The sequence below is a fragment of the Streptomyces sp. TSRI0281 genome, from assembly GCF_001905125.1.
In the GTDB taxonomy this organism is placed as follows: domain Bacteria; phylum Actinomycetota; class Actinomycetes; order Streptomycetales; family Streptomycetaceae; genus Streptomyces.
On record NZ_LWLE01000001.1, the window covers coordinates 260985 to 279413 of the forward strand.

General features: G+C 71.1%; 21 protein-coding genes. 6 read left to right on the plus strand and 15 right to left on the minus strand.

Annotated features, from left to right (window positions below; all coding sequences use genetic code 11):
- Window positions 1-114 precede the first annotated feature (114 nt).
- The 8 genes from A6A29_RS01175 to A6A29_RS01210 form a co-directional block, all read right to left on the minus strand.
- Window positions 115-981 carry an NmrA family NAD(P)-binding protein gene (locus A6A29_RS01175; RefSeq protein ID WP_073718019.1) on the minus strand — a complete coding sequence of 289 codons (867 nt, stop codon included), beginning with the start codon at window positions 979-981 and terminating at the stop codon, window positions 115-117.
- Window positions 982-1036: 55 nt separating this feature from the next.
- Window positions 1037-1501 (minus strand): hypothetical protein, encoded by a 465-nt coding sequence (locus A6A29_RS01180; RefSeq protein ID WP_073718020.1) that lies wholly within the window; start codon window positions 1499-1501, stop codon window positions 1037-1039.
- A 95-nt stretch (window positions 1502-1596) separates the two neighbouring features.
- The gene (locus A6A29_RS01185; RefSeq protein ID WP_073718021.1) at window positions 1597-2118 is read right to left on the minus strand and encodes a MarR family winged helix-turn-helix transcriptional regulator; all 522 of its coding nucleotides are present in this window, start codon (window positions 2116-2118) and stop codon (window positions 1597-1599) included.
- 110 nt (window positions 2119-2228) lie between these two features.
- Window positions 2229-3101: a DMT family transporter gene (locus A6A29_RS01190; RefSeq protein WP_073718022.1), complete on the minus strand. Its 873-nt coding sequence runs from the start codon at window positions 3099-3101 to the stop codon at window positions 2229-2231.
- Window positions 3102-3325: 224 nt separating this feature from the next.
- The gene (gene cpt, locus A6A29_RS01195) at window positions 3326-3847 is read right to left on the minus strand and encodes a chloramphenicol phosphotransferase CPT (protein ID WP_073718927.1); all 522 of its coding nucleotides are present in this window, start codon (window positions 3845-3847) and stop codon (window positions 3326-3328) included.
- Window positions 3848-3970: 123 nt separating this feature from the next.
- Window positions 3971-4357 (minus strand): hypothetical protein, encoded by a 387-nt coding sequence (locus A6A29_RS01200; RefSeq protein WP_073718023.1) that lies wholly within the window; start codon window positions 4355-4357, stop codon window positions 3971-3973.
- Window positions 4354-4884 (minus strand): NUDIX domain-containing protein, encoded by a 531-nt coding sequence (locus A6A29_RS01205; protein ID WP_073718024.1) that lies wholly within the window; start codon window positions 4882-4884, stop codon window positions 4354-4356. The genes A6A29_RS01200 and A6A29_RS01205 overlap by 4 nt, the downstream gene beginning before the upstream one ends.
- A 321-nt stretch (window positions 4885-5205) precedes the next feature.
- Window positions 5206-5580: an ATP-binding protein gene (locus tag A6A29_RS01210; RefSeq protein ID WP_158074359.1), complete on the minus strand. Its 375-nt coding sequence runs from the start codon at window positions 5578-5580 to the stop codon at window positions 5206-5208.
- A gap of 375 nt (window positions 5581-5955) precedes the next feature.
- Between A6A29_RS01210 and A6A29_RS01215 the strand changes: the two genes are divergently transcribed.
- Both A6A29_RS01215 and A6A29_RS01220 read left to right on the plus strand, forming a co-directional pair.
- On the plus strand, window positions 5956-7209 hold the full coding sequence (locus tag A6A29_RS01215) for a hypothetical protein (RefSeq protein WP_073718026.1): 1254 nt from the start codon (window positions 5956-5958) through the stop codon (window positions 7207-7209).
- Window positions 7206-7760, plus strand: coding sequence for a GNAT family N-acetyltransferase (locus A6A29_RS01220; RefSeq protein ID WP_073718027.1), 555 nt, complete (start codon window positions 7206-7208; stop codon window positions 7758-7760). The genes A6A29_RS01215 and A6A29_RS01220 overlap by 4 nt, the downstream gene beginning before the upstream one ends.
- A gap of 350 nt (window positions 7761-8110) precedes the next feature.
- Here A6A29_RS01220 and A6A29_RS01225 read toward each other — a convergent pair whose 3' ends face one another.
- Window positions 8111-8476, minus strand: coding sequence for a hypothetical protein (locus A6A29_RS01225; protein ID WP_073718028.1), 366 nt, complete (start codon window positions 8474-8476; stop codon window positions 8111-8113).
- A gap of 185 nt (window positions 8477-8661) precedes the next feature.
- On the opposite strand from A6A29_RS01225, the gene A6A29_RS01230 reads away from it, so the two are divergent.
- Both A6A29_RS01230 and A6A29_RS01235 read left to right on the plus strand, forming a co-directional pair.
- The gene (locus A6A29_RS01230) at window positions 8662-9939 is read left to right on the plus strand and encodes a hypothetical protein (protein ID WP_073718029.1); all 1278 of its coding nucleotides are present in this window, start codon (window positions 8662-8664) and stop codon (window positions 9937-9939) included.
- Complete coding sequence (locus A6A29_RS01235) at window positions 9936-10502, plus strand: GNAT family N-acetyltransferase (RefSeq protein ID WP_073718030.1); 567 nt, start codon at window positions 9936-9938, stop codon at window positions 10500-10502. Before A6A29_RS01230 ends, A6A29_RS01235 begins: the two co-directional genes overlap by 4 nt.
- A 431-nt stretch (window positions 10503-10933) precedes the next feature.
- Here the strand turns inward: A6A29_RS01235 and A6A29_RS01240 are convergent, their stop codons facing one another.
- Together A6A29_RS01240 and A6A29_RS01245 are read right to left on the minus strand one after the other, a co-directional pair.
- Complete coding sequence (locus tag A6A29_RS01240; RefSeq protein WP_073718031.1) at window positions 10934-11782, minus strand: ABC transporter permease; 849 nt, start codon at window positions 11780-11782, stop codon at window positions 10934-10936.
- A complete protein-coding gene (locus A6A29_RS01245; protein ID WP_198952968.1) occupies window positions 11779-12693 on the minus strand; it encodes an ABC transporter ATP-binding protein in 915 nt (304 codons plus the stop codon). The genes A6A29_RS01240 and A6A29_RS01245 overlap by 4 nt, the downstream gene beginning before the upstream one ends.
- 133 nt (window positions 12694-12826) lie before the next feature.
- Between A6A29_RS01245 and A6A29_RS01250 the strand changes: the two genes are divergently transcribed.
- Both A6A29_RS01250 and A6A29_RS01255 read left to right on the plus strand, forming a co-directional pair.
- The gene (locus A6A29_RS01250) at window positions 12827-14101 is read left to right on the plus strand and encodes a sensor histidine kinase (protein ID WP_073718032.1); all 1275 of its coding nucleotides are present in this window, start codon (window positions 12827-12829) and stop codon (window positions 14099-14101) included.
- Window positions 14098-14757 carry a response regulator gene (locus A6A29_RS01255; RefSeq protein WP_073718033.1) on the plus strand — a complete coding sequence of 220 codons (660 nt, stop codon included), beginning with the start codon at window positions 14098-14100 and terminating at the stop codon, window positions 14755-14757. The genes A6A29_RS01250 and A6A29_RS01255 overlap by 4 nt, the downstream gene beginning before the upstream one ends.
- A 66-nt stretch (window positions 14758-14823) precedes the next feature.
- Here A6A29_RS01255 and A6A29_RS01260 read toward each other — a convergent pair whose 3' ends face one another.
- Genes A6A29_RS01260 through A6A29_RS01275 form a run of 4 tightly spaced genes read right to left on the minus strand, consistent with a single transcriptional unit; the run spans window position 14824 to window position 18327 of the window.
- A complete protein-coding gene (locus tag A6A29_RS01260) occupies window positions 14824-15435 on the minus strand; it encodes a response regulator transcription factor (RefSeq protein ID WP_073718034.1) in 612 nt (203 codons plus the stop codon).
- Window positions 15432-16622, minus strand: a complete 1191-nt coding sequence (locus tag A6A29_RS01265; RefSeq protein WP_241838283.1) for a sensor histidine kinase — start codon at window positions 16620-16622, stop codon at window positions 15432-15434. The genes A6A29_RS01260 and A6A29_RS01265 overlap by 4 nt, the downstream gene beginning before the upstream one ends.
- Entirely contained in the window at window positions 16619-17374 is a 756-nt protein-coding gene (locus tag A6A29_RS01270; RefSeq protein ID WP_073718036.1) for an ABC transporter permease, read from the minus strand. The genes A6A29_RS01265 and A6A29_RS01270 overlap by 4 nt, the downstream gene beginning before the upstream one ends.
- Window positions 17371-18327 carry an ABC transporter ATP-binding protein gene (locus A6A29_RS01275; RefSeq protein WP_073718037.1) on the minus strand — a complete coding sequence of 319 codons (957 nt, stop codon included), beginning with the start codon at window positions 18325-18327 and terminating at the stop codon, window positions 17371-17373. Before A6A29_RS01275 ends, A6A29_RS01270 begins: the two co-directional genes overlap by 4 nt.
- Window positions 18328-18429 lie beyond the last annotated feature (102 nt).

Genomic DNA, 18429 nt, shown 5'->3' on the forward strand with positions numbered 1-18429 from the left:
AGGCTCCTCCCGCGCCGGGAGCGGCCTTCGTGCAGCGGACCGACGGTCCGACCCGAGGAGGCGAACGGCTTTCCTGCCAGTTGCCGGAAATGCCCGGCCGCCGGCGGATGCCGGTCAGATGGCCTGCGCGAACACGGCGCGGTGCTCGCGGAGGAAGGCGTCGAGCGTCCGGGCGGGGCGGCCGAGGACGGCCTCCACCGTCCCGTTCGGGGACTCCGGACGCGCGAGGGCCAGTTGCTGGATCTCCACGACATGGCTCGCGAGCCAGTCCGGCAGGTGCGCGGTGCGGACGAGATGGCCGCGGAAATCGTCCGGAGGCAGGTCGATGTGACGGACGGTCCGACCCGTCAGCTCACCGAGAAGATGCGCGAGCTCCGGACAGCTGAAGGCCCGCGGGCCGGTCAGCGCGTACGTGACCCCGTCGAGGCCGGGGCGCAGGAGGACCTCCGCGGCGACATCGGCGATGTCCCGGACGTCGATGTAGTTGCAGGGCACGTCGCGCATCGCCGCGACAAGCACGCCCTCGGCGACCGCCGGAGCGTTCAGGAGCAGCTTCTGCATGAACGCGTAGGGCCGGAGCAGCGTGGCCACCATGCCGGTCGCCGCGAGGTGTGTCTCGACCCGCCAGTGCCCGCGCGAGACGGCAACCGGCGAGTCGGGCTCGGCGGCCGGGGCGGAGAGTTTGACGACGTGCCGTACGCCGCACGCGGCCGCGGCGTCTATCGCGTTGATCTCCAGCGCGACTTGCCGCGGGCTGTTGGCCATGGCGAGGAACAGTTGCGTGGAGCCGTCGAACGCGGCGCGGAGCGCGCGGGGGTCCGCGGCGTCCGCACCGACCACCTCGACCGGCGCTTGCGCACCGATCGCGGCGCGCAGTCCGTCCGGAGTGCGGCTGACCGCACGGCAGGGGATGTCCAGCTCGATCAGGCGCCGGAGCAGCGCGCCGCCGGTGGCGCCGGTCGCGCCCATGATGGTGATCACGATGTGCCTTTCGTGGTGCGGGTGGGTCCAGGGAATCGGGGGGAGACCGGCCGGGTCACGTCCGCCGCCGGGTTGCCGTGCCGCTCCATCGCCAGGTGACGATCGTGGTCGCCAGGGCGGCCGACAGCGGCAGGTCGATCCGCAGCCGGTCCAACCACCCGGCATCGGGTACCGCTGTGTGCGCCGGCAACCAGCCGGACGCGAACCACCCGGCCAGGCCCGCGATTCCGGTAGCGACCGCACCGAGTCCGATGGTGATCACCGGGCGGGGCACCGATGTCGTCCACCGGCGCGGCCGGCCCCGGCGGTGCAGCCATCCGCCGACGACGAAGGCCACCACGGCCGACGTGATCCCGATGGAGGTGAAGGCGGCCGTCGTCAGTTCGGGCTGCCCGCCGAGGACTCCACCGATCCCGGCCGAGAGCGCGGGGGCCAGGTAGGCGACGGCGACCTCCTTCCAGAGCGTGAACGGGCGGGCGGCGGAACCGCGCTGGACGGCCTTGTTGCGGGCAGGGCTCACGTACACTCCTCGAAAAGTTATTAGGGGCCTAACCATGTGGGCATGAAGGGGCGGTCGCCCGGTCGATGCGGCCGGTTCCCGTGCGGTGCGGGACGCTACTCGGCGGTCAGCGCGCCGATCCCCCATGTGATCCGTTCCAGCAGATCCAGGAACAACCCGCGTTCATCGACGGTCAGCCCACCGACCAGCGCCTGGAGGCGCGCGAAGTGATCCGCGGCCATACCGCGCAGCCGCTGGGCACCGCGCGCCGTGAGCACGACCACCGCACCCCGCCCGTCCTCCATGGACGCGTGGCGGGTCACGAGACCCTCGCGCTCAAGCCCATCCACCAGGCCGGTCACCGTGGCACGCGAGACACCGAGACTCTTCGCGAGCAGCGAAGGCGACTTCTCCCCGCCGCCGTCCTCAAGGTCCGCCAGGAGGCGGTAGCGCCCGATCGACAGCCCGAAACGGGAGAAGTGCACTTCGGACGCACGGTCCAGCCGCGCCCCGGCGGTCATCAGACGCACCGCCACAAGCACCGCCTGCGGGTCGGCATCGAGCCCGTACCGCGCGATCTGACTCCGCGCCTGATCAAGCGTGGGCACAGCGCCGGAGTTCGCGTCCTCGTCACTCATAAAAATTAATATGGCACCTAACTACATACCCGGTCAAGCCGCGCCCGCCGCCACGACGGCCGCCCTACGGACTCCACTCGCGTCTCCGCCTCGGTCGGCCGGAAGGGGGATCACCCCTTCACCGGCAGCCGCGCCTGCGGCTGGACCGTGACCAGCGCGATCCCCCCGCAGCACAGGGCGAGGAGCAGCAGTTCGGCGGGCATGGGCGCGGGCGCGGTGCCCAGTGCCCAGTCACCGAGGCGCACGGTGAACGGAACGGCGAGCTGGACGGCGGCCGTGAAAACCGGCCCGCGCAGCAGGATCAGCCGGTGCTGTACGAGGTAGGCGGGCGCGTAGACGACCGCGCCGAGCACCACGATCCCGCCGGTCGCGGCGAGCGTCGGCGGACGTTCGATCAGCGCGGGCAGGGCCATCGGCAGCAGCAGGCAGGTGGCCGCCGCGAGCAGCACGGGCAGGACGGCCGACGGCGGCAGCCCGGACAGGCGTTGCCGGTACAGGAACCCGTACACGGCGAAGGCCGCCGTCGCGCCCGCCACGAGCAGCAGCCCTGTGCCGTCCATATCGCCCGCGTCGGCGCCCAGGGCCGCGTATCCGGCCGCCGCCGCGCAGGCGAGCGCCGCCCCGGCGGCCTTGCGCGGGGCCGAGCGTTCACCGAAGAACAGGGCCCCCACCACCACCGACACGCACGGCATCAGCGCGACGACGAGGTTGGTGAGCGAGGTGCCGATGCGCGGGATGGCGAGGAGGGTGCCCGCGGCGTATCCGGCGAAGCCGAGCAGTCCCAGCAGCCATACGGTGCCGGGCCGGGCGGCCGCACGGCGCAGATCGGCCCGGCCGGCCCCCGTGGAGGCGGCGACGGCGGTGAGCGCGGCGCAGCAGACGGCGGTACGGCCGACGGCGACGATCAGCGGATCGGTCCCGGTGACCAGGGCGCCGGACAACAGCCAGGTCCCCGAGAGCAGAAGCACCAGGGCGACCGGCATCGCACGGCCTTTCCATGAGCGGCGGTTGGGGCGGGGGCGCCGGTAGCGTATGCCGTGCTCGCGGATCGGTACATCGCCGGTGCGGTGACCTGGACAGCAGGTGACCTGGACAGGAGCAGTGCTCCCGCCGTGCCGGACGGTTTGCCGGAGGACCGGCCGCCCCGTCCCCACGCCACGGTCGGGGCGGGGCTCACGCAGCGGTGCTCACGCGCGGGGCGGCCGATTCACTCGACCCGGGCGGCGATGATCCGCGCACACTCCATCGCCTCGGTGTGTGTCGTGTCCACCTCCAGGTCGTAGGACACGCCCCGGTGGACCATGTCCGCCTGCGACACCGCCATCCCGGCGACCCGGTCACCCCGCGCGGTCTCGCGGCCCGCGGCGACCGTCCCGTCGCACCTGACGCCCACCCACAGCACCCGCAGCCCGCCGAGGGCCCGTTGCCACCGCTGCTGGGACTCCGCTCCGCCGAGGAAGACCTCATCGACGACGATCCGGGCACCCGCACCGGCCATCGCGACGAGCCCTTCGATCCACGCCGTCTCCCACGTACGGAACTCGGGGCCGACGACCACCTCACCGTCCGGAGCGAACTCGATGCCCGTGTCCGAGGTCAGCAGGGAGGCGGGCATCGCGTCGACCAGGGTGTCGACCCCGAAGGCCAGCCACGGGTCCGGCAGCACCGACTGGAGACAGCGGACGATCCCGGACTTCCCCGAACTGGAACCACCGTTGAGAACGATCATCTGTGTCATCACGGGCCCACCGTAGAGGCGCCGCGGCGACGGCCGAAACGGGTTTCGCCGGTACGCCCGCGCCGGGCCCTCCCCGCTCGGAGGGCGAACGGGCAGCCTCTCGGCCCGTGGCGTTCATTCGGAGGCTCCTTCACTCACGTACAGGTCCCGGAACGCGGCCGTCAGGCTCGCGATCGTCCGCCAGTACGTGTACGCGACGTCGTCCGACGTCGTGTCATCGGGACGGACCGCCAGGTCGAGATTCCGGTACGCCACCCGGAACAGCACCCGTACCGCACCCCGCCCCGGCTCGTCATGACCGTAGTCGTCCACGGCCATCAACAGCCGTAAATGGCAAATCAGTTCATCCGTGCCCGCGTCGATCACACTGCGCGGCGGGAGGGTCGTACGGAGGGCCAGCGCGTGGTCGACGACCGTCGCGATCGCCTCGGTATCGAGGAGCTCGGACGGTGGCGCCACGTCGTTGTCGCGTGCGGCGCCGAGAACCTCGGGACGCGTCACGACGCGTCCCCTGCCGAGGTGGGAAGAACGGGATGCCCGCTGTGCAGAGTAGCGGTCGTGTTGTCCTGCCAGGCGTTCCAGAGCCCGAGGAAGCGTCGGAGCTGGTACGCCCGCATGGTGCCGCGGGCTGTTTCGGGCGTCTGCCACAGGTGGCCGGACAACTGCGGTTCCTCGTCGTCCGCCGCCGACGGGAGCACGATGTTCGTGTTGGCCGGGATGTCGTCACACAGGTAGATGAAGTTCTGCCCCATGGCCGCGGGTACGTCGGCGTTGTGCGGGACCCAGTCCGTTCCCAGCAGACGGACCGGGCCGGGATCGATCCCGGTCTCCCGCCGCACGTGCGTGACCATGGCCGCCAGGTTCGACTGATGTTCTCCGGCGTGACCACCCGGAAGCTGGTGAAAACCCTTCTTGGCACCGTAGTTCGCGCGGACGGTCAGTACCTCTCCGCGCTCGTTGGGAATCCAGGCCAGCCCGCCGATACGGCATGGGGGCGGCGTGATCAGGCTGAGGGGATGCGGCCTCATGAGGCTCCGTTCACATGGTGGCGTCCGCGTACGACCATTCCGACAGGGACGGCACCGGGACGGCACAGGGACAGGGTTGGGACCGGGCCCGTCCCGCGGACGGGGTGGGCAACGGGACGGGCCCGGAGATCAGGGAATGGGCTCGGGCTCCAGCTCTTCGAAGAGAGCCGACTCAGCCAGGGCCGTCCGGCGCAGCCGGACCCGCGACGCCGAGGGGGCGCCGGGCGCCACACGGCGGCGACAAGACCGAGGAGCGCTTCCCGCGTTCGGCGGCGAAGATCCGGGTCCTGGCATCGCAGCGCGCAACGGACGGGGCCGGCATCACCGGACGCCCCCGGCGGCGACCCTCACCTTGCACCAGGTGACGGCCCCGTCACTGCTCACGCCCCAGGTCTCCGCGAGAGCGCCGACGAGAATCAGGCCACGGCCGCTCTCCTGGTCGTCCCCCGGCAGGCGGGGAGCGGCGCGCGGGCCGGGCGTGTGGTCATTCACCTCAACGAGCACCGTACTGAGCACACCGTCGATGGCTACGTGCAGGCCGACAACGTCATCTCTCCCGTACAGAACCGCGTTCGACAGCAACTCGCTCATGACCAGTACGACCGAGTACACAGAGTCACCGTCAACACCCCACCGGCGCAGCACCGCGTCGACCGCCCACCGCTGATCCCCGACCTGAAGGGGCTCCCTGGTCATGTCGGCCGCATATCGCCGCATCCAGCGGGTCCCGAGGTCTTCCGAGGAGAATCCCGACTCGGATTCTGCGCCCATGGTCGGGCCGCACTTCGTACCGACGAAAGCCGGTTGCACCATCGGCAGAATCATCGTTCTCCAGCTCCTACGGCGGTGGACGGCTGTGCACACAGCCATCGAGTAGCGAGGCGCATGTCTGCCCTTCCTGGTGCGGCCGGCTCGGCGGCGAGAAGTGGGGTACGTGATCAGTGAACGGCTCCGACGAACTGCGGACCACGAAGGAGCAGCGCCCTTCTTCGCGCGACCAACCAGAAATCTTTACCTTCCGGATCCTCGAAGAGGAAATGACCAAGCGGTAAGGCGGCTACGTTCAGCAACATGACGCTCAACGTTGCGCTTGCGGGTCGGATGGCTGAACTCGGTTACACACAAGAGCAGTTAGCAGCCGAGTTGAACGTGGCGCTTCACACGATCACAGGGCGCACCGGCAACGTGTCAGCGCGAACGGTGTGGAACCTGCTACATGGCCGCACCCGCCGACCCATCGGGAGAACACGTGCTGCTCTGGAGCGGGTATTCGAATGCCCCATCACGGATCTAGGGTTTGACCAGCCCAACACCCCAAAGCCGGAGGAAACTGTGCTGCGACGTACTTTCGCCGGCACAGCGGCGGCTCTCACCGCCGCAGCCGCTCTCCCCTCTGCCAAAGGCCCTCGAATCGGCATGTCTGATGCGGACCGGCTCGACACCGCGTTCACACAGCTCGTAGCCGCCGACAACACTCACGGCGGCACCGTCAGCCTTGAGACACGAGCCTTGGCGTTCGCCCACCACGCCACGGAGCTGCAAGCCGTGGGTTCTGCCACACAACGTGTCCGCCAGCGCCTCTACTACCTGGCTGCGGCATTCACCGGAACCGCTCTATGGGCAGCCCTCGACTCACATAAACCCGAACAAGCGCTGAGGCACCTCGAACGGGCCATGCACCTGGCAGGAATGTCCGGGAACGCCGACATTCAGCTGCGCCTGTGGGGCCACGCCGCGCTGCTCTCCTCCCAAATGAGGCAAGACCACGACGCTGTTGCGGCAGCCCAGGCAGGCAGGGCTTCCTCGGCCTGCCGCAGGGATCCGCTCTACCGCTCGCTCGCCTCCGCGAGACTTGCCGGCATCCAAGCCGGAGTCGGCGACGGCGCCGCAGCACTGCGCAGCCTGGACAGTGCTGTCGACGCATTCGACCGAGCGGAGAAGAGCCTTCCTCGTCCAGCCTGGATCGGCTTCTATGACCAAGCAGAGCTCAACGGACTGTCCGCGCTCGTCATGGCTCGACTGGGACAACATGACAAGTCCGAGGCGCACTTGCATCGCACCCTGAGTCAACTGCGACCCGGATACGCCAGGAACCGAGCGTATTACCGCGCCAACCTGGCTCTCGCCCAACTCCGGCAAGGGGACGTGGAACTGGCCTGCGACACAGCCTCCTCTGTACTGCCCGTGGATGGTGGTGATTCACTGATCGGGCGCACCGGAAAGCTGCTGGCCACCTTCAACCGCGAGATGTCCAGCGTTGCCCCCGGCGCTCGGACAACCACAACCTGGCAAGACCAGTACGCCGGCAGAAAGGGCCACCTGTGACTGTCGAGATCCGGCACTACGCCGCCGACCAGCTCTCCTCGATCCGGCAGTCCCTCCTCGACATCCACGCCGAGGTACGGCATCGGGACTTCGGGTTGACCGGGCCGTTCTACGCTGTCGAAAGGTTCGACGAACGTCTCAGAAGCTATGCCTCCAGACCTGGCTGGGCAGCAGCGGTCGGCTACGAGGAAGACGAGCCCGTCGGGTTCGCATTCGGAGTTCCGCTCAGCTCCGACACCCGATGGTGGTCGGCGATGACCACACCGCTGCCTGACGGATATACCACCGAAGACGGGAAGCGCACGGTCTCGTTGAACGAGATCGTGGTCCGAAAGCCATGGCGTGGACGAGGAGTCGCCTGGCAGATTCACGAATCCTGGCTTTCGCAGCGCAACGAGGAACGGGTCACGCTGCTCGTCAATCCCGCAGCCGGTGACGGTGCCGTGCTGGCCATCTATGAAGCATGGGGCTACAGGAAGATCGGCGATCAGCAGCCTTTCTCCGATTCACCGGTCTTCGCCTCCATGGCGAGGCCCGTACGCCAGATCTGATGTATCCGGCCCCGAGCGGACCACCCGCACGCTGCCTCCGGCCTCGATCGGCCCCTGAGCGGCGCTGTCGGTGAGGTACGCGGGGCACGTCCGCCCACGCCGTCCGCAGCCTCATCCGGTGAGCCGGGACCGCACCGCCGACGCCCGGTCAGAGGCGGGCCGGCACCGCGACCTTCCCGTCGCAGCCCACCAACCTGCCGGTCGGCGCCACGGCCACGGCGCCGACCGGCAGGGGAAGGACAGCTCCGGTCCGATCTGTCGGCCCGCGACCAGGTCCCACACCCGTACCGTGCTCGCCGCTGCTGACCGCCAAGGCTCGGCCCTCGACCACGGCCGTCGTCACCGCCCGCTCACCCCGCCGCCTCCGCCGACTGATTCACGTACAGGTCCCGGAACGCGGCCGTCAGGCTCGCGATCGTCCGCCAGTACGTGTACGCGTCGTCGTCCGACGTCGTGCCATCAGGCCGCACCGCCAGGTCGAGGTTCCGGTACGCCACCCGGAACAGCACCCGGACCGCACCCCGCCCCGGCTCGTCATGGCCATAGTCGTCCACGGCCATCAACGACCGCAAATGGCAGATCAGTTCATCCGTGCCCGCGTTGATCACACTGCGCGGCGGAAGGGCCGCTCGCAGGGCCAGCGCGTGGTCGACGGCCGTCGTGATCGCCTCGATGCCGAGGGTCGCGCGCGGCCAAGTGGCGTCGGCTTCGGTCACATGTCCTCCTCACCGGTGGCCGGTGGTGGCCACCACCGTCAGTTCTTCTGGCGGTGATGTATCAAGGAGAGCGGTGAACGGGCCTGGGGCCAAGGAAATTCACGGTTCCTTTCAGTCGCCGGAAACCGGCAATTTCGACCCGCTCACCGGTCATCGCCGGTGCGGATACCGCTACCGTGAGTTTCATGACGAGGAAGACCGGCAACGTTCTGCTGGCCGCCCGTATGAGCGCCGCCGGGCTGAAGCAGCACGAGCTCGCGAGTCGGCTCAACGAGCACATCGAGAGCCTGACCGGGCGACCGGGGTCTCTTCAGGACCGGCATATCCGGAATTACCTGACGGGCACCACGCGTTGGCCGCACGCGCGCCAACGGATCGCCCTGGAAAGGGAATTCGGGTGTTCCGCCGAGGAACTCGGGTTCGTCCCCCGGCAGCGGACCGGGCCCCCGGAGAACATTCGGGCGATGACGCCGGGGAATCCGGTGGAGCGGCGGGACTTCACCCAGCGGGCCGCCGTGATGGCCGCGACGGTCGTCCTGCCTCCGGGCCGCACCACCGTCGGCATCTCCGACGTCAGACGTGTCGGGCAGGCGCTCGCCTCCCTCTACCGGCAGGAGTGCAGGGTCGGCGGTACGGCGCGGATCGAGGCCCAGCTCCTGACCTGGATGCGGCACGCCCTGTCGCTCCTGGACTCGGGCCGCGCCTCGGCCCGCGTACGGTCCATGCTCTACGCGGCGGCCGCGAACGCGGCCAGCACCGCCGGCTGGGCCGCGTTCGACTCCCGCAACCAACAGCGCGCGGCGCACCACCTCGACCGTGCGGTGACGCTCGCGGGCCTGTCCGGGGACGCGGATGCCATGCACCGGGTGTGGAACAACGTCGCCATGCTCGCCGGGCAGCGGGGCGGTCTCATCGAGTCGCTGCACGCCTCGCAGGCGGTGCGGGACGCCGGAATGGCGCGGCGTGATCCGCTGTACGCCTCACAGGCACACGTGCGCATCGCGCTGTCCCACTCCCGCCTCCGCGACAAGCGGTCGGCGCTGCGGGCACTGGGGCACGCCGAGGACGCGCTGGCCCGCGCGGACCTGAGCCATCGGCCCACCTGGCTGGCCTTCTACGACCACGCCGAACTGCACGGGCTGGCGGGCATCGTCCACCATCGCCTGGGGCAGGCCGAGCCGGCCGAGGCGCGGATCCACCAGGCGCTCGCGCTGCTGAGTCCGGGATTCACCCGTAACCGCGTCTACTACACCGCCCAGCTCGCCCTGGCCCAGCTCGGTCAGCACGACGTCGAGGCGGCCTGCGCGACCGCCGACCGGGCGCTCGCCACAGCCGGTACCGCGCCCGGCAGCCGGCGCATCGGGAGCCTTCTCGACGACTTCCGCAGCCGGTTGGCGGCGCACCCCGCACCGCACGCCCAGGATTGGCTCCAGCGAACAGCGAAGGAGACACCGTCACCATGACCGTCCAGTTGCGCCGCTACACCGCGAACGACCTGCCGGAGATACGTCCCGTCCTCCTGGACGTCTACGCGGAGGTGTACGCCGACACCTTGCACGTCCCCTTCACCAGCCTGGCGCGCTTCGACCAGCGGCTGACCAACCACGCCGGCGGCGCGGGGTGGGAAGCGGTGATCGGCTACGACGGCGACCAGCCCGTGGGGTACGCGTACGGCGCGCCGCTGCGCCGGGGCGCGCGCTGGTGGTCGCACATGACGACCCCGCTGCCCAAGGGCTTCGCGGAGGAGGACGGGTCCCGCACGCTCGCCCTCTTCGAGCTGATGGTGCGCGCCCCGTGGCAGGGCACGGGTGCGGCGCACCGCATCCACGAGGATCTGCTGCGCCCGCGGCCGGAGGAGCGCGTCACGCTGTTGTGCGACCCGGAGCACCCCCGGGTCCTGGCCCTCTACGCGTCCTGGGGCTATCGGCACATCGGCGATCAGCAGCCCTTTCCGGACGGTCCGCGGTTCTCGGTCCTGGTGCGCGAACTGGAAGGCGTACCGACCCCTCGCGAGATCATCTTGTGAAGTCAACGAGCCCGCCGACCGGGGCGATTGCGGGGCATTTGCCGTTCGGTTGCGGTTAATTGTTGCGCCCCACGCATTCGGGCGGGTCTCCTGTTGCACATCTCTTGACGTGTTCAGGGCAACACGGGAAGCGTCACTCACACGTGAGAGCGCTCTCACCGGTTCCCGTCGAGCCCGCCGCGGGCCTTCCCCGGCCCGTCCCCCATGGGCTCTCCCGGCCGTCCGTCGTGCACCCGTACCACGACCCCAGGAGACGTACCTTCATGCATGTTCCCCCCACACCGGCAGGCGGATACCGCCGCTCCCGCGTACTCGGCCTCGCCGCGTTCGCGCTCACTCTCCGCCTGGAGCCTGGGAGTGCCCGACGGCGACCGGCTGGGCCGGGAACTCGCGCTCGGCCTCGTCGCCCGCGTCGTGGCCGCCGGTCCCGTCTACTGGTCCCGGCGCTGTACCGCCGTCACCGCGACCGTCGCCGCCGCCAGCGCCCACACCGCGTACACGGTCCAGGCCCCCGCGTTCGTCCACGGGAACGGAACGGGCAGGCCCCGCACGTCGGTCAGCTGCATCCACGCGCTGAGCGGCAGGGCGTGGTCGGCGACCGCCGTCGCATACCGGCGGTCGCTCATCACCATCGGCAGCAGGAGCAGCACCCCGACCGAGCTGACCACCGAGCCCGCGCCGTGCCGGACCAGGGTGCCCAGCGCCAGGCCGACCAGTGCGCACACCGGTGCGAGCAGCGCCGAGGCCACGACGACGCGCAGGGCGCCCGGGTGGCCGAGGGAGACTCCGGCGTCCCGCCCGGACAGGATCGCCTGGGTCAGCCAGAAGGAACCCCCCGCCACGACCGCGCCGAACACGGTCATGACCGCCGTGAGCACGATCGCCTTGGCCGCCATCACCGAGCGGCGGGCCGGCACGGCGGTGAACGTCGTGCGGATCAGGCCGGAACCGTACTCACCGGTGACCGACACGGCCCCGATCGCACCGGCGGCCAGCGCCAGGAGCATGCCCGCGTTCGTGGTGAAGGCGTCCAGCAGGGGCATGCCATGGGCGACGAAGTCGGTCCGGCCCCCCTCGTCGTACTCGTACCAGTACGTGTAGTGGTCGTACGCCGTGCCCACGTTGAACGCGATGACCACCAGTGCGGTGATCAGGTACGTCCACGGGGTCGAGCGCAGCGACCACGTCTTGATCCACTCGGCCGCACACAGGTCGGTGAACCGGGCACGGGGGCCGGTTCCGGCCGTGCCGGCGACGGGGGCGGTGCTCACCGTGGTCATCGGGGGTCTCCTGCGGGGTATTCGACGCTGTCGGCGGTCAGTTCCATGAACGCCTCCTCCAAGGAGGAGCTGCGGGTGGTGAGTTCGTGCAGCGGGAGGCGGTGGCGCAGGGCGAGTTCGCCGATCCGGGCCGCGTCCAGACCGGTCACCGTGAGCAGGCCGTCCGCGGGCTCGCGGTGCACCGAGGCGCCCTCCGACGTGAGCAGCGGCACGAGCCGGGCCGTGTCCGGGGTGCGTACGCTCACGCTCTGCCGGGTCCCCCGGGCCGCGAACCCTGTCAGGCTCTCCGCGGCGATCAGTTCACCCCGGCCGATGACGACGAGCTGGTCGGCGGTGTTCTCCATCTCGGTCATCAGATGGCTGGAGACGAACACGGTGCGGCCCTCGGCGGCGAGCCGCCGGAACAGGCCGCGCACCCACAGCACGCCTTCCGGGTCGAGCCCGTTGAGCGGCTCGTCGAACAGCAGCACCGGAGGGTCCCCGAGCAGTGCGGTGGCGATGCCGAGGCGCTGGCGCATGCCGAGGGAGAAGCCGCCGATGCGGCGGCGGGCCGCGCCGGCCAGGCCCGCCTCCTGGAGCACCTCGTCGACCCGGGTGCGCGGGATGCCGTTGCTGCGGGCCAGGGCGCGCAGGTGGGCGCGGGCGGTACGGCCGCCGTGGGCGTCACCCGCGTCGAGGAGCGCGCCGACGTGCCGCAGTCCGCGGGCGTGGTGGCGGAACGGCCGCCCCTGGAGGGTGGCGGTCCCGGCTGTGGGCTCGATCAGGCCGAGCAGCATTCTCAGGGTGGTGGTCTTTCCCGCGCCGTTGGGGCCGAGGAAGCCGGTGACCTGGCCGGGGCGCACGGTGAAGGTGAGGTTGCTGACGGCGGCGGTCGGACCGTATCGCTTGGTGAGTTCGTTGACTTCGATCACGGTGCCCACGGTGCCGCCGGCCACCCCCGTACGTCATCGGCCCTGCGCTGACACTCGCGGGGCGTGCCTGTCGACCGTGGGTGTACACCCCTGGGCCGATGCCGCCGCCGGTGCGCGTGGCTACGATCGGGCCATGCCGATGCCGACCCTCCCCCTGCTCAAGCGTGTGCCACCGGGCGTCTGGGCGGCCGTCGTGTGGAGTGCCGCGACGCTCTCCTCGATACGCGCGCAGTTCGGCATTCCGGGGATGCCCACGGGTCTTCCCCTCCTGGCGGCCGAGGACTGGCTGCTCCTGGTCGCGGCCACTGTCGCGGCGCTGACGGGCAGTCGGCTGCTGTCCGTCCGGCCGTTGCCCGCACTCGTCCTGCTGGCCGTCGGCTCGCTCGGGGCGGCGTTGGCGGTGGGCTCGGTGGGGGTCGCGTTCCTTCATCATCTGGCCCTCGACATCGCTCTCGGCTTCCTCGTGGCGACCCGCTCCCGCCGCAGCTGGGGCCCCGCGTTCGCCGTGACCGTCGCGGTGCTGCCCGGTTATGTGCTGCTGCGCTCACTGCTGGGCCTTCCCCTGCGGCTCCCGCACGGCGCCTACACCAGCTGGACCTACTGGGAGGCCGCCTCCCTGCTGGCCGTGATCGCCTGCCTGGCCGGGATGTCGGTGCGCCGGACGCGTGAGTACGCCCAGGAGCTGACGGCCCGCGCGGCGGCGCAGGCGGTCACCGCCGAACGGCTCCGGATCGCCCGCGAGATGCATGACACGGTCGCGCACAGCATCGGCATCATCGCCCTCCAGGCCGGTGCGGCGGCCCGCGTCATCGACACCCGGCCGGAGGCGGCGCGCCACGCGATGATCGCGGTGGAGACGGCCGGGCGGGAGACCCTGTCGGGCCTGCGCCGGATGCTCGTCGCCCTGCGCCGGCCCGAACCGGCACAGGGGTGGGAGCACGGACCGGACGGGCCGGAGCACCGACCGGCGCCGGATTCCGGTGGGCGGCCGGGCGGGCCGGCGCCCCTGCGTCCCGCCGAGGGGCTCGCGGACGTCGAGCGGCTGGCCGCGGCGACGACCGGTGCCGGGGTCCGGGTGGACGTGCGGTGGAGGGGCGAACGGCGGCCACTGCCACCGGACATCGACCTGTCGGCGTTCCGCATCATCCAGGAGTCGGTCACCAACGTGGTCCGGCACGCCGCCACCGGCTCGTGCCGGGTGTCCGTCGAGTACGGCGACGAGGAGCTGGCCATCGAGGTCACCGACGGCGGCCGGGGCGGCGGCGGTTCCACGGACACCGGGTTCGGCCTGACCGGCATGCGGGAGCGGGTGGCCCTGCTGAACGGCGACTTCAGCGCCGCGCCGGACCCCGCGGGCGGCTTCCGGGTGGCCGCCCGGCTTCCGGTTCCGGTGGGGGCGACGCGATGACCGTCCGCGTCGTCCTCGCCGACGACCAGCCCCTGGTGCGGGCCGCCCTGAGCATGGTCATCGCCGAGACCCCGGACATCGAGGTCGTCGGCGAGGCCGGTACGGGCGCCGAGGCGGTCCGGCTGACCGGGGAACTGCGCCCCGATGTCGTGGTGATGGACATCCGGATGCCCGGCATGGACGGCATCGAGGCCACCGCGCTGATCACCGCGGGCGCCACGTCGGCGCATGTCGTCGTGCTGACGACGTTCGACGACGAGGAGTACGTCTACGGCGCCCTGCGCGCGGGTGCGGCCGGATTCCTGGTCAAGGACATGGCGCTGGACGACATCCTCGCCGCGGTCCGGGTGGTCGCCGCCGGGGACGCCCTGATCGCCCCGAGCGTGACCCGCCGTCTGATCAAGGAGTTCGCCGGGCGCCCGGCGCCGGCCCCGGCCGGACGGCCGCTCACCGCGATCACCGACCGGGAGCGCGAGGTGCTGACCCTGGTCGGCGGCGGGCTGTCCAACACGGAGATCGCCGAGCGGCTCTGCATCAGCGTCGCCACCTCGAAGACGTATCTGACCCGGCTGCTCGCCAAGCTGCACGCCCGGGACCGGGTGCAGCTGGTGATCATCGCGTACGAGGCGGGGCTGGTGTCGACCGGCACGCGGTGAGCCCTGCGAGCCGCGCGCACCCGGCCCCCGAGGCGCTGCCCGCGGGACCTCGGGCCGCGCACGGGCCTACAGCCAGCCCTTCTCACGGGCGATGCGGACCGCCTCCGCCCGGTTGCGGGCCACCATCTTCTGGATGGCCGTGGAGAGGTAGTTGCGCACGGTCCCCTGCGAGAGGTGGAGCGCGCCCGCGATCTCCGCGTTGGTCGAGCCGTCGGCCGCCGCGCGCAGCACGTCGCGCTCGCGGTCGGTCAGCGGGCTCGCCCCGTCGGCGAGGGCGGCGGCCGCGAGGGTCGGGTCGATGACCCGCTCCCCGGCGAGCACCTTGCGTACGGCTTCCGCGAGTTGGGACGCCGGGGCGTCCTTGACCAGGAAGGCGTCGGCGCCCGCCTCCATCGCGCGGCGCAGATAGCCGGGGCGGCCGAACGTGGTGACGACCACGATCTTCACGCCGGGCAGTTCGCGGTGCAGTTCGGCGGCGGCCTCGATCCCGGTCATCCCGGGCATCTCGATGTCCAGCAGGGCGACATCGACGCGGTGTGCACGGGCGGCGGCCAGGACCTCGTCGCCGCGGGCGACCTGGGCGGCCACCTCGATGTCGGGTTCCAGGCCGAGGAGGGCCGCGAGAGCCTCGCGGACCATGGACTGGTCCTCGGCGAGGAGAAGTCTGATCATGCTCATTCCCCGGATCCTAGGCCCGATCCGGTGGGGACGCGGAGGGTCAGGGCAAAACCTCCGCCCGTGGGCGCCGGCTCCGTGGAGAGCGTGCCGTCGACCGCGGCGAGGCGTTCGGCGATCCCGGTGAGGCCGTTGCCCGCCTTCGTGCCCGCCGGGCCCCGGCCGTCGTCGGCGACCCGCAGTTGGAGGACCGGCCCGGCGAGGGTCTGGCGCGGGGTGAGGGTCACCGTGCAGTGGCGGGCGCCGCTGTGCCGTACGACGTTGGTGACGGCCTCCCGCAGCCCCCAGGCGAGCACCTCCTCGGGTTCCTCGGGGAGGTTGCCGGGTGCCTCGGACGGGATCCCTGCGGTGATTCCGGCGGCGGCCAGCGCCGTACGGGCCGCGGCCAGTTCGCCGGGGAGGGTGGGACGGCGGTAGCCGGACACCGCGTTGCGCACGTCCACCAGGGCCTGTCTGCCGACCTGTTCAATGTCGGCGACCTGGGCGGCCGCGAGTTCCGGGTTACCGGGGAGCATCCGGCCCGCCAGCTCGCTCTTGAGCGTGATGAGGGAGAGCGAGTGGCCCAGCAGATCGTGCAGATCGCGGGCGAGGCGCAGCCGTTCCTCGTTGGCGGCGAGCTGCGCGACCGTCGCACGGGCCTCGTGCAGCTCGATCGTCGTACGGATCATCTCGCGTACGCCGGTCATGGCGAACCCGCCGAGCAGCGCGGGGAAGACGAGCGCCGTGATGATCTCGCGCGGGTGGTCGCCGGTGAGGCCGATGAGCACCAGTACGCCGCTGGTCAGCGGGATCAGCCAGCAGGCGAGCCGCATCGGCAGCGTGGCGCCCGCGGAGACCGCGACGTACACGAACAGCACCAGCCAGGGGGTGCCGAGCGTCAGCGAGAGGGTCACCGCGAGGGCGGCGAGAAAGCCGATCGTCGCCAGGACCCTGGTGCGGGCGAGCGCCCTGGAGGTGTGGCGGAAGACCAGGACGAGGTAGGCGGCCACGAACACCACCAGCCCGAGGGCGCCGAGCGCGCGGGCCCACGGGGTGTGGTCGCCGTGCGCCACGTCGGTGACGGGCGCGCTCATGAAGGCGAGCCAGATGCCGATCCACAGCAGCTTGACGAAGAACTGCCTGCGGTCCTGGGGCGGGCGCCCCAGACCCACGTACGTCTCGTGCGAACCGCCCTCTGCCACGCCACTCACGCCTTCAGGGTGTCTTTCCGGTAGAGCCGGGCCGCGCAGCCCGCGAACAGCAGGAAGTAGCCGCAGAGGAGCGCGATGTCCTTGGCCTCCGGCGCGCCGCCCATCCCGATGGACTGGCCGACAGCAGCGTACGCGTGGGTGGGCAGCCATTCGGAGATGTTCTGGAGCCACTGGGGGAAGGTGGTGGTCGGCATCCACAGTCCGCCGAGGATCGAGAGCCCGAAGTAGATGATCATCGTGATCGGGCGGACCGCGTCACCGGTGGCGAGGTAGCCGATGGCGACGCCCAGCGCGGCGAAGACCAGCGACCCGGCCCAGATGATGCCGGTCAGGGCCGCCCACTGCCAGGCGTCGAAGGTGACGTGCTTGGCGGACGCGGCGACGACGAACACCACCACGACGCACGGCAGCGTGACGATCGCGGCACTGGCGATCTTGGCCAGGACGTAGCCGCTGCCGGGCAGGGACGTCAGGCGCAGCTGGCGCACCCAGCCCTTCTCGCGCTCTTTGGCGATGCGCTCGCTGTTGCCCATGAGCACGGCGGTCAGGGCGCCGAAGGAGGCCATCGAGACCATGAAGAACGCCTGCATGGTCAGATCGGTGCCGGGCACCGTGTCGGTGGTGTTCCGGGTGCCGGAGATCAGCAGGTAGATCACCGACGGGTAGATGACCGAGAAGAACATGAACTTCTTGTTCCGCAGGGTGCGGGTCACTTCGAGCCCGATGAGGGCACCGGAAAGGGGACTGGTCATGAGGTCCTGGCCTCCTCGGCCTCGGTGATGGCGACGAATGCCTGCTCCAGGCCGAGCCCGCCGACTTCGAGTTCGCGGGGGAACAGTCCGAGACCGTAGAGCGCGTGCACGGTCGCGTCGGCGTTGTGCGACTGGATCCGGACCCTGTCGCCGCTGATGTCCAGCGCGGCGAGGAACGGGAGCGTGCGCAGGGCGGCGGTGTCCGCCGCGCCCGGCAGTTCGAAGGAGATCCGGCGGGCCCCGGCCCTGGCCTTGATCTCGGCGGCGGTGCCGTCGGCGAGGAGGCGGCCCTTGTGCAGGACGAGGACGCGGTCGGCGATCGCGTCGGCCTCTTCGAGGTAGTGGGTGGCGAACAGGACGGTACGGCCCTGCTCGGCCTGCTCGCGCATGGTCGCCCAGAACGCCTGGCGGGCGGTGACGTCCATGCCGGTGGTCGGCTCGTCGAGGACGATCAGGTCGCTGTTCCCGGCGGTGGCGAGCGCGAACCGCACCCGCTGTTCCTGGCCGCCGGAGAGCTTGTTGACCATCCGGCCGGCGATCTGTGCGACTCCGGCCCTGGCCAGTACCTCGTCCACCGGGTACGGCTTCGGGTGCAGCGAGCAGACGAGGCGGACCAGTTCCTCGACGGTGACGTCCTCCATCAGTCCGCCGCTCTGGAGCATCGCGCCGACCCGGCCCGCCGCGATCGCCTCCTGCGGGCCGGTGCCGAAGAGCCGGACCGAACCGGAGTCGGGGGTGCGCAGGCCCAGGAGCAGGTCGAGGGTGGAGGACTTCCCGGCGCCGTTGGGGCCCAGCAGCGCCACGGTCTCGCCGGGGTGCAGCTCCAGGGTGAGCCCGTCGACGGCGCTCACGTCCCCGTACGCCTTGCTGACGTTCTCGAAACGCACGGCGGCGGTTCCCGTGACGGCCCCCGCGGGCGTTCGTCCGGCCGTGTGTGCGGCTGTGGTGGTCATGCGTCCAGCCTGGCCGTCAGGGGGGTCCGGGCGGCAGGGGCGGCTGTCGTGGAAGGGGGATGACAGATGTCATGCCGCGCGCATGACGCCGCCCCCGGCCGG

Bases quoted from the DNA above. Each gene is read 5' to 3' on its own strand.
- A6A29_RS01185 (WP_073718021.1), bottom strand. From the start codon at position 2,118: ATGAGTGACGAGGACGCGAACTCCGGCGCTGTGCCCACGCTTGATCAG.
- A6A29_RS01190 (WP_073718022.1), bottom strand. From the start codon at position 3,101: ATGCCGGTCGCCCTGGTGCTTCTGCTCTCGGGGACCTGGCTGTTGTCC.
- cpt (WP_073718927.1), bottom strand. From the start codon at position 3,847: ATGATCGTTCTCAACGGTGGTTCCAGTTCGGGGAAGTCCGGGATCGTC.
- A6A29_RS01205 (WP_073718024.1), bottom strand. From the start codon at position 4,884: ATGAGGCCGCATCCCCTCAGCCTGATCACGCCGCCCCCATGCCGTATC.
- A6A29_RS01210 (WP_158074359.1), bottom strand. From the start codon at position 5,580: ATGACCAGGGAGCCCCTTCAGGTCGGGGATCAGCGGTGGGCGGTCGAC.
- A6A29_RS01215 (WP_073718026.1), top strand. From the start codon at position 5,956: ATGACGCTCAACGTTGCGCTTGCGGGTCGGATGGCTGAACTCGGTTAC.
- A6A29_RS01230 (WP_073718029.1), top strand. From the start codon at position 8,662: ATGACGAGGAAGACCGGCAACGTTCTGCTGGCCGCCCGTATGAGCGCC.
- A6A29_RS01235 (WP_073718030.1), top strand. From the start codon at position 9,936: ATGACCGTCCAGTTGCGCCGCTACACCGCGAACGACCTGCCGGAGATA.
- A6A29_RS01240 (WP_073718031.1), bottom strand. From the start codon at position 11,782: ATGACCACGGTGAGCACCGCCCCCGTCGCCGGCACGGCCGGAACCGGC.
- A6A29_RS01250 (WP_073718032.1), top strand. From the start codon at position 12,827: ATGCCGATGCCGACCCTCCCCCTGCTCAAGCGTGTGCCACCGGGCGTC.
- A6A29_RS01255 (WP_073718033.1), top strand. From the start codon at position 14,098: ATGACCGTCCGCGTCGTCCTCGCCGACGACCAGCCCCTGGTGCGGGCC.
- A6A29_RS01260 (WP_073718034.1), bottom strand. From the start codon at position 15,435: ATGAGCATGATCAGACTTCTCCTCGCCGAGGACCAGTCCATGGTCCGC.
- A6A29_RS01270 (WP_073718036.1), bottom strand. From the start codon at position 17,374: ATGACCAGTCCCCTTTCCGGTGCCCTCATCGGGCTCGAAGTGACCCGC.
- A6A29_RS01275 (WP_073718037.1), bottom strand. From the start codon at position 18,327: ATGACCACCACAGCCGCACACACGGCCGGACGAACGCCCGCGGGGGCC.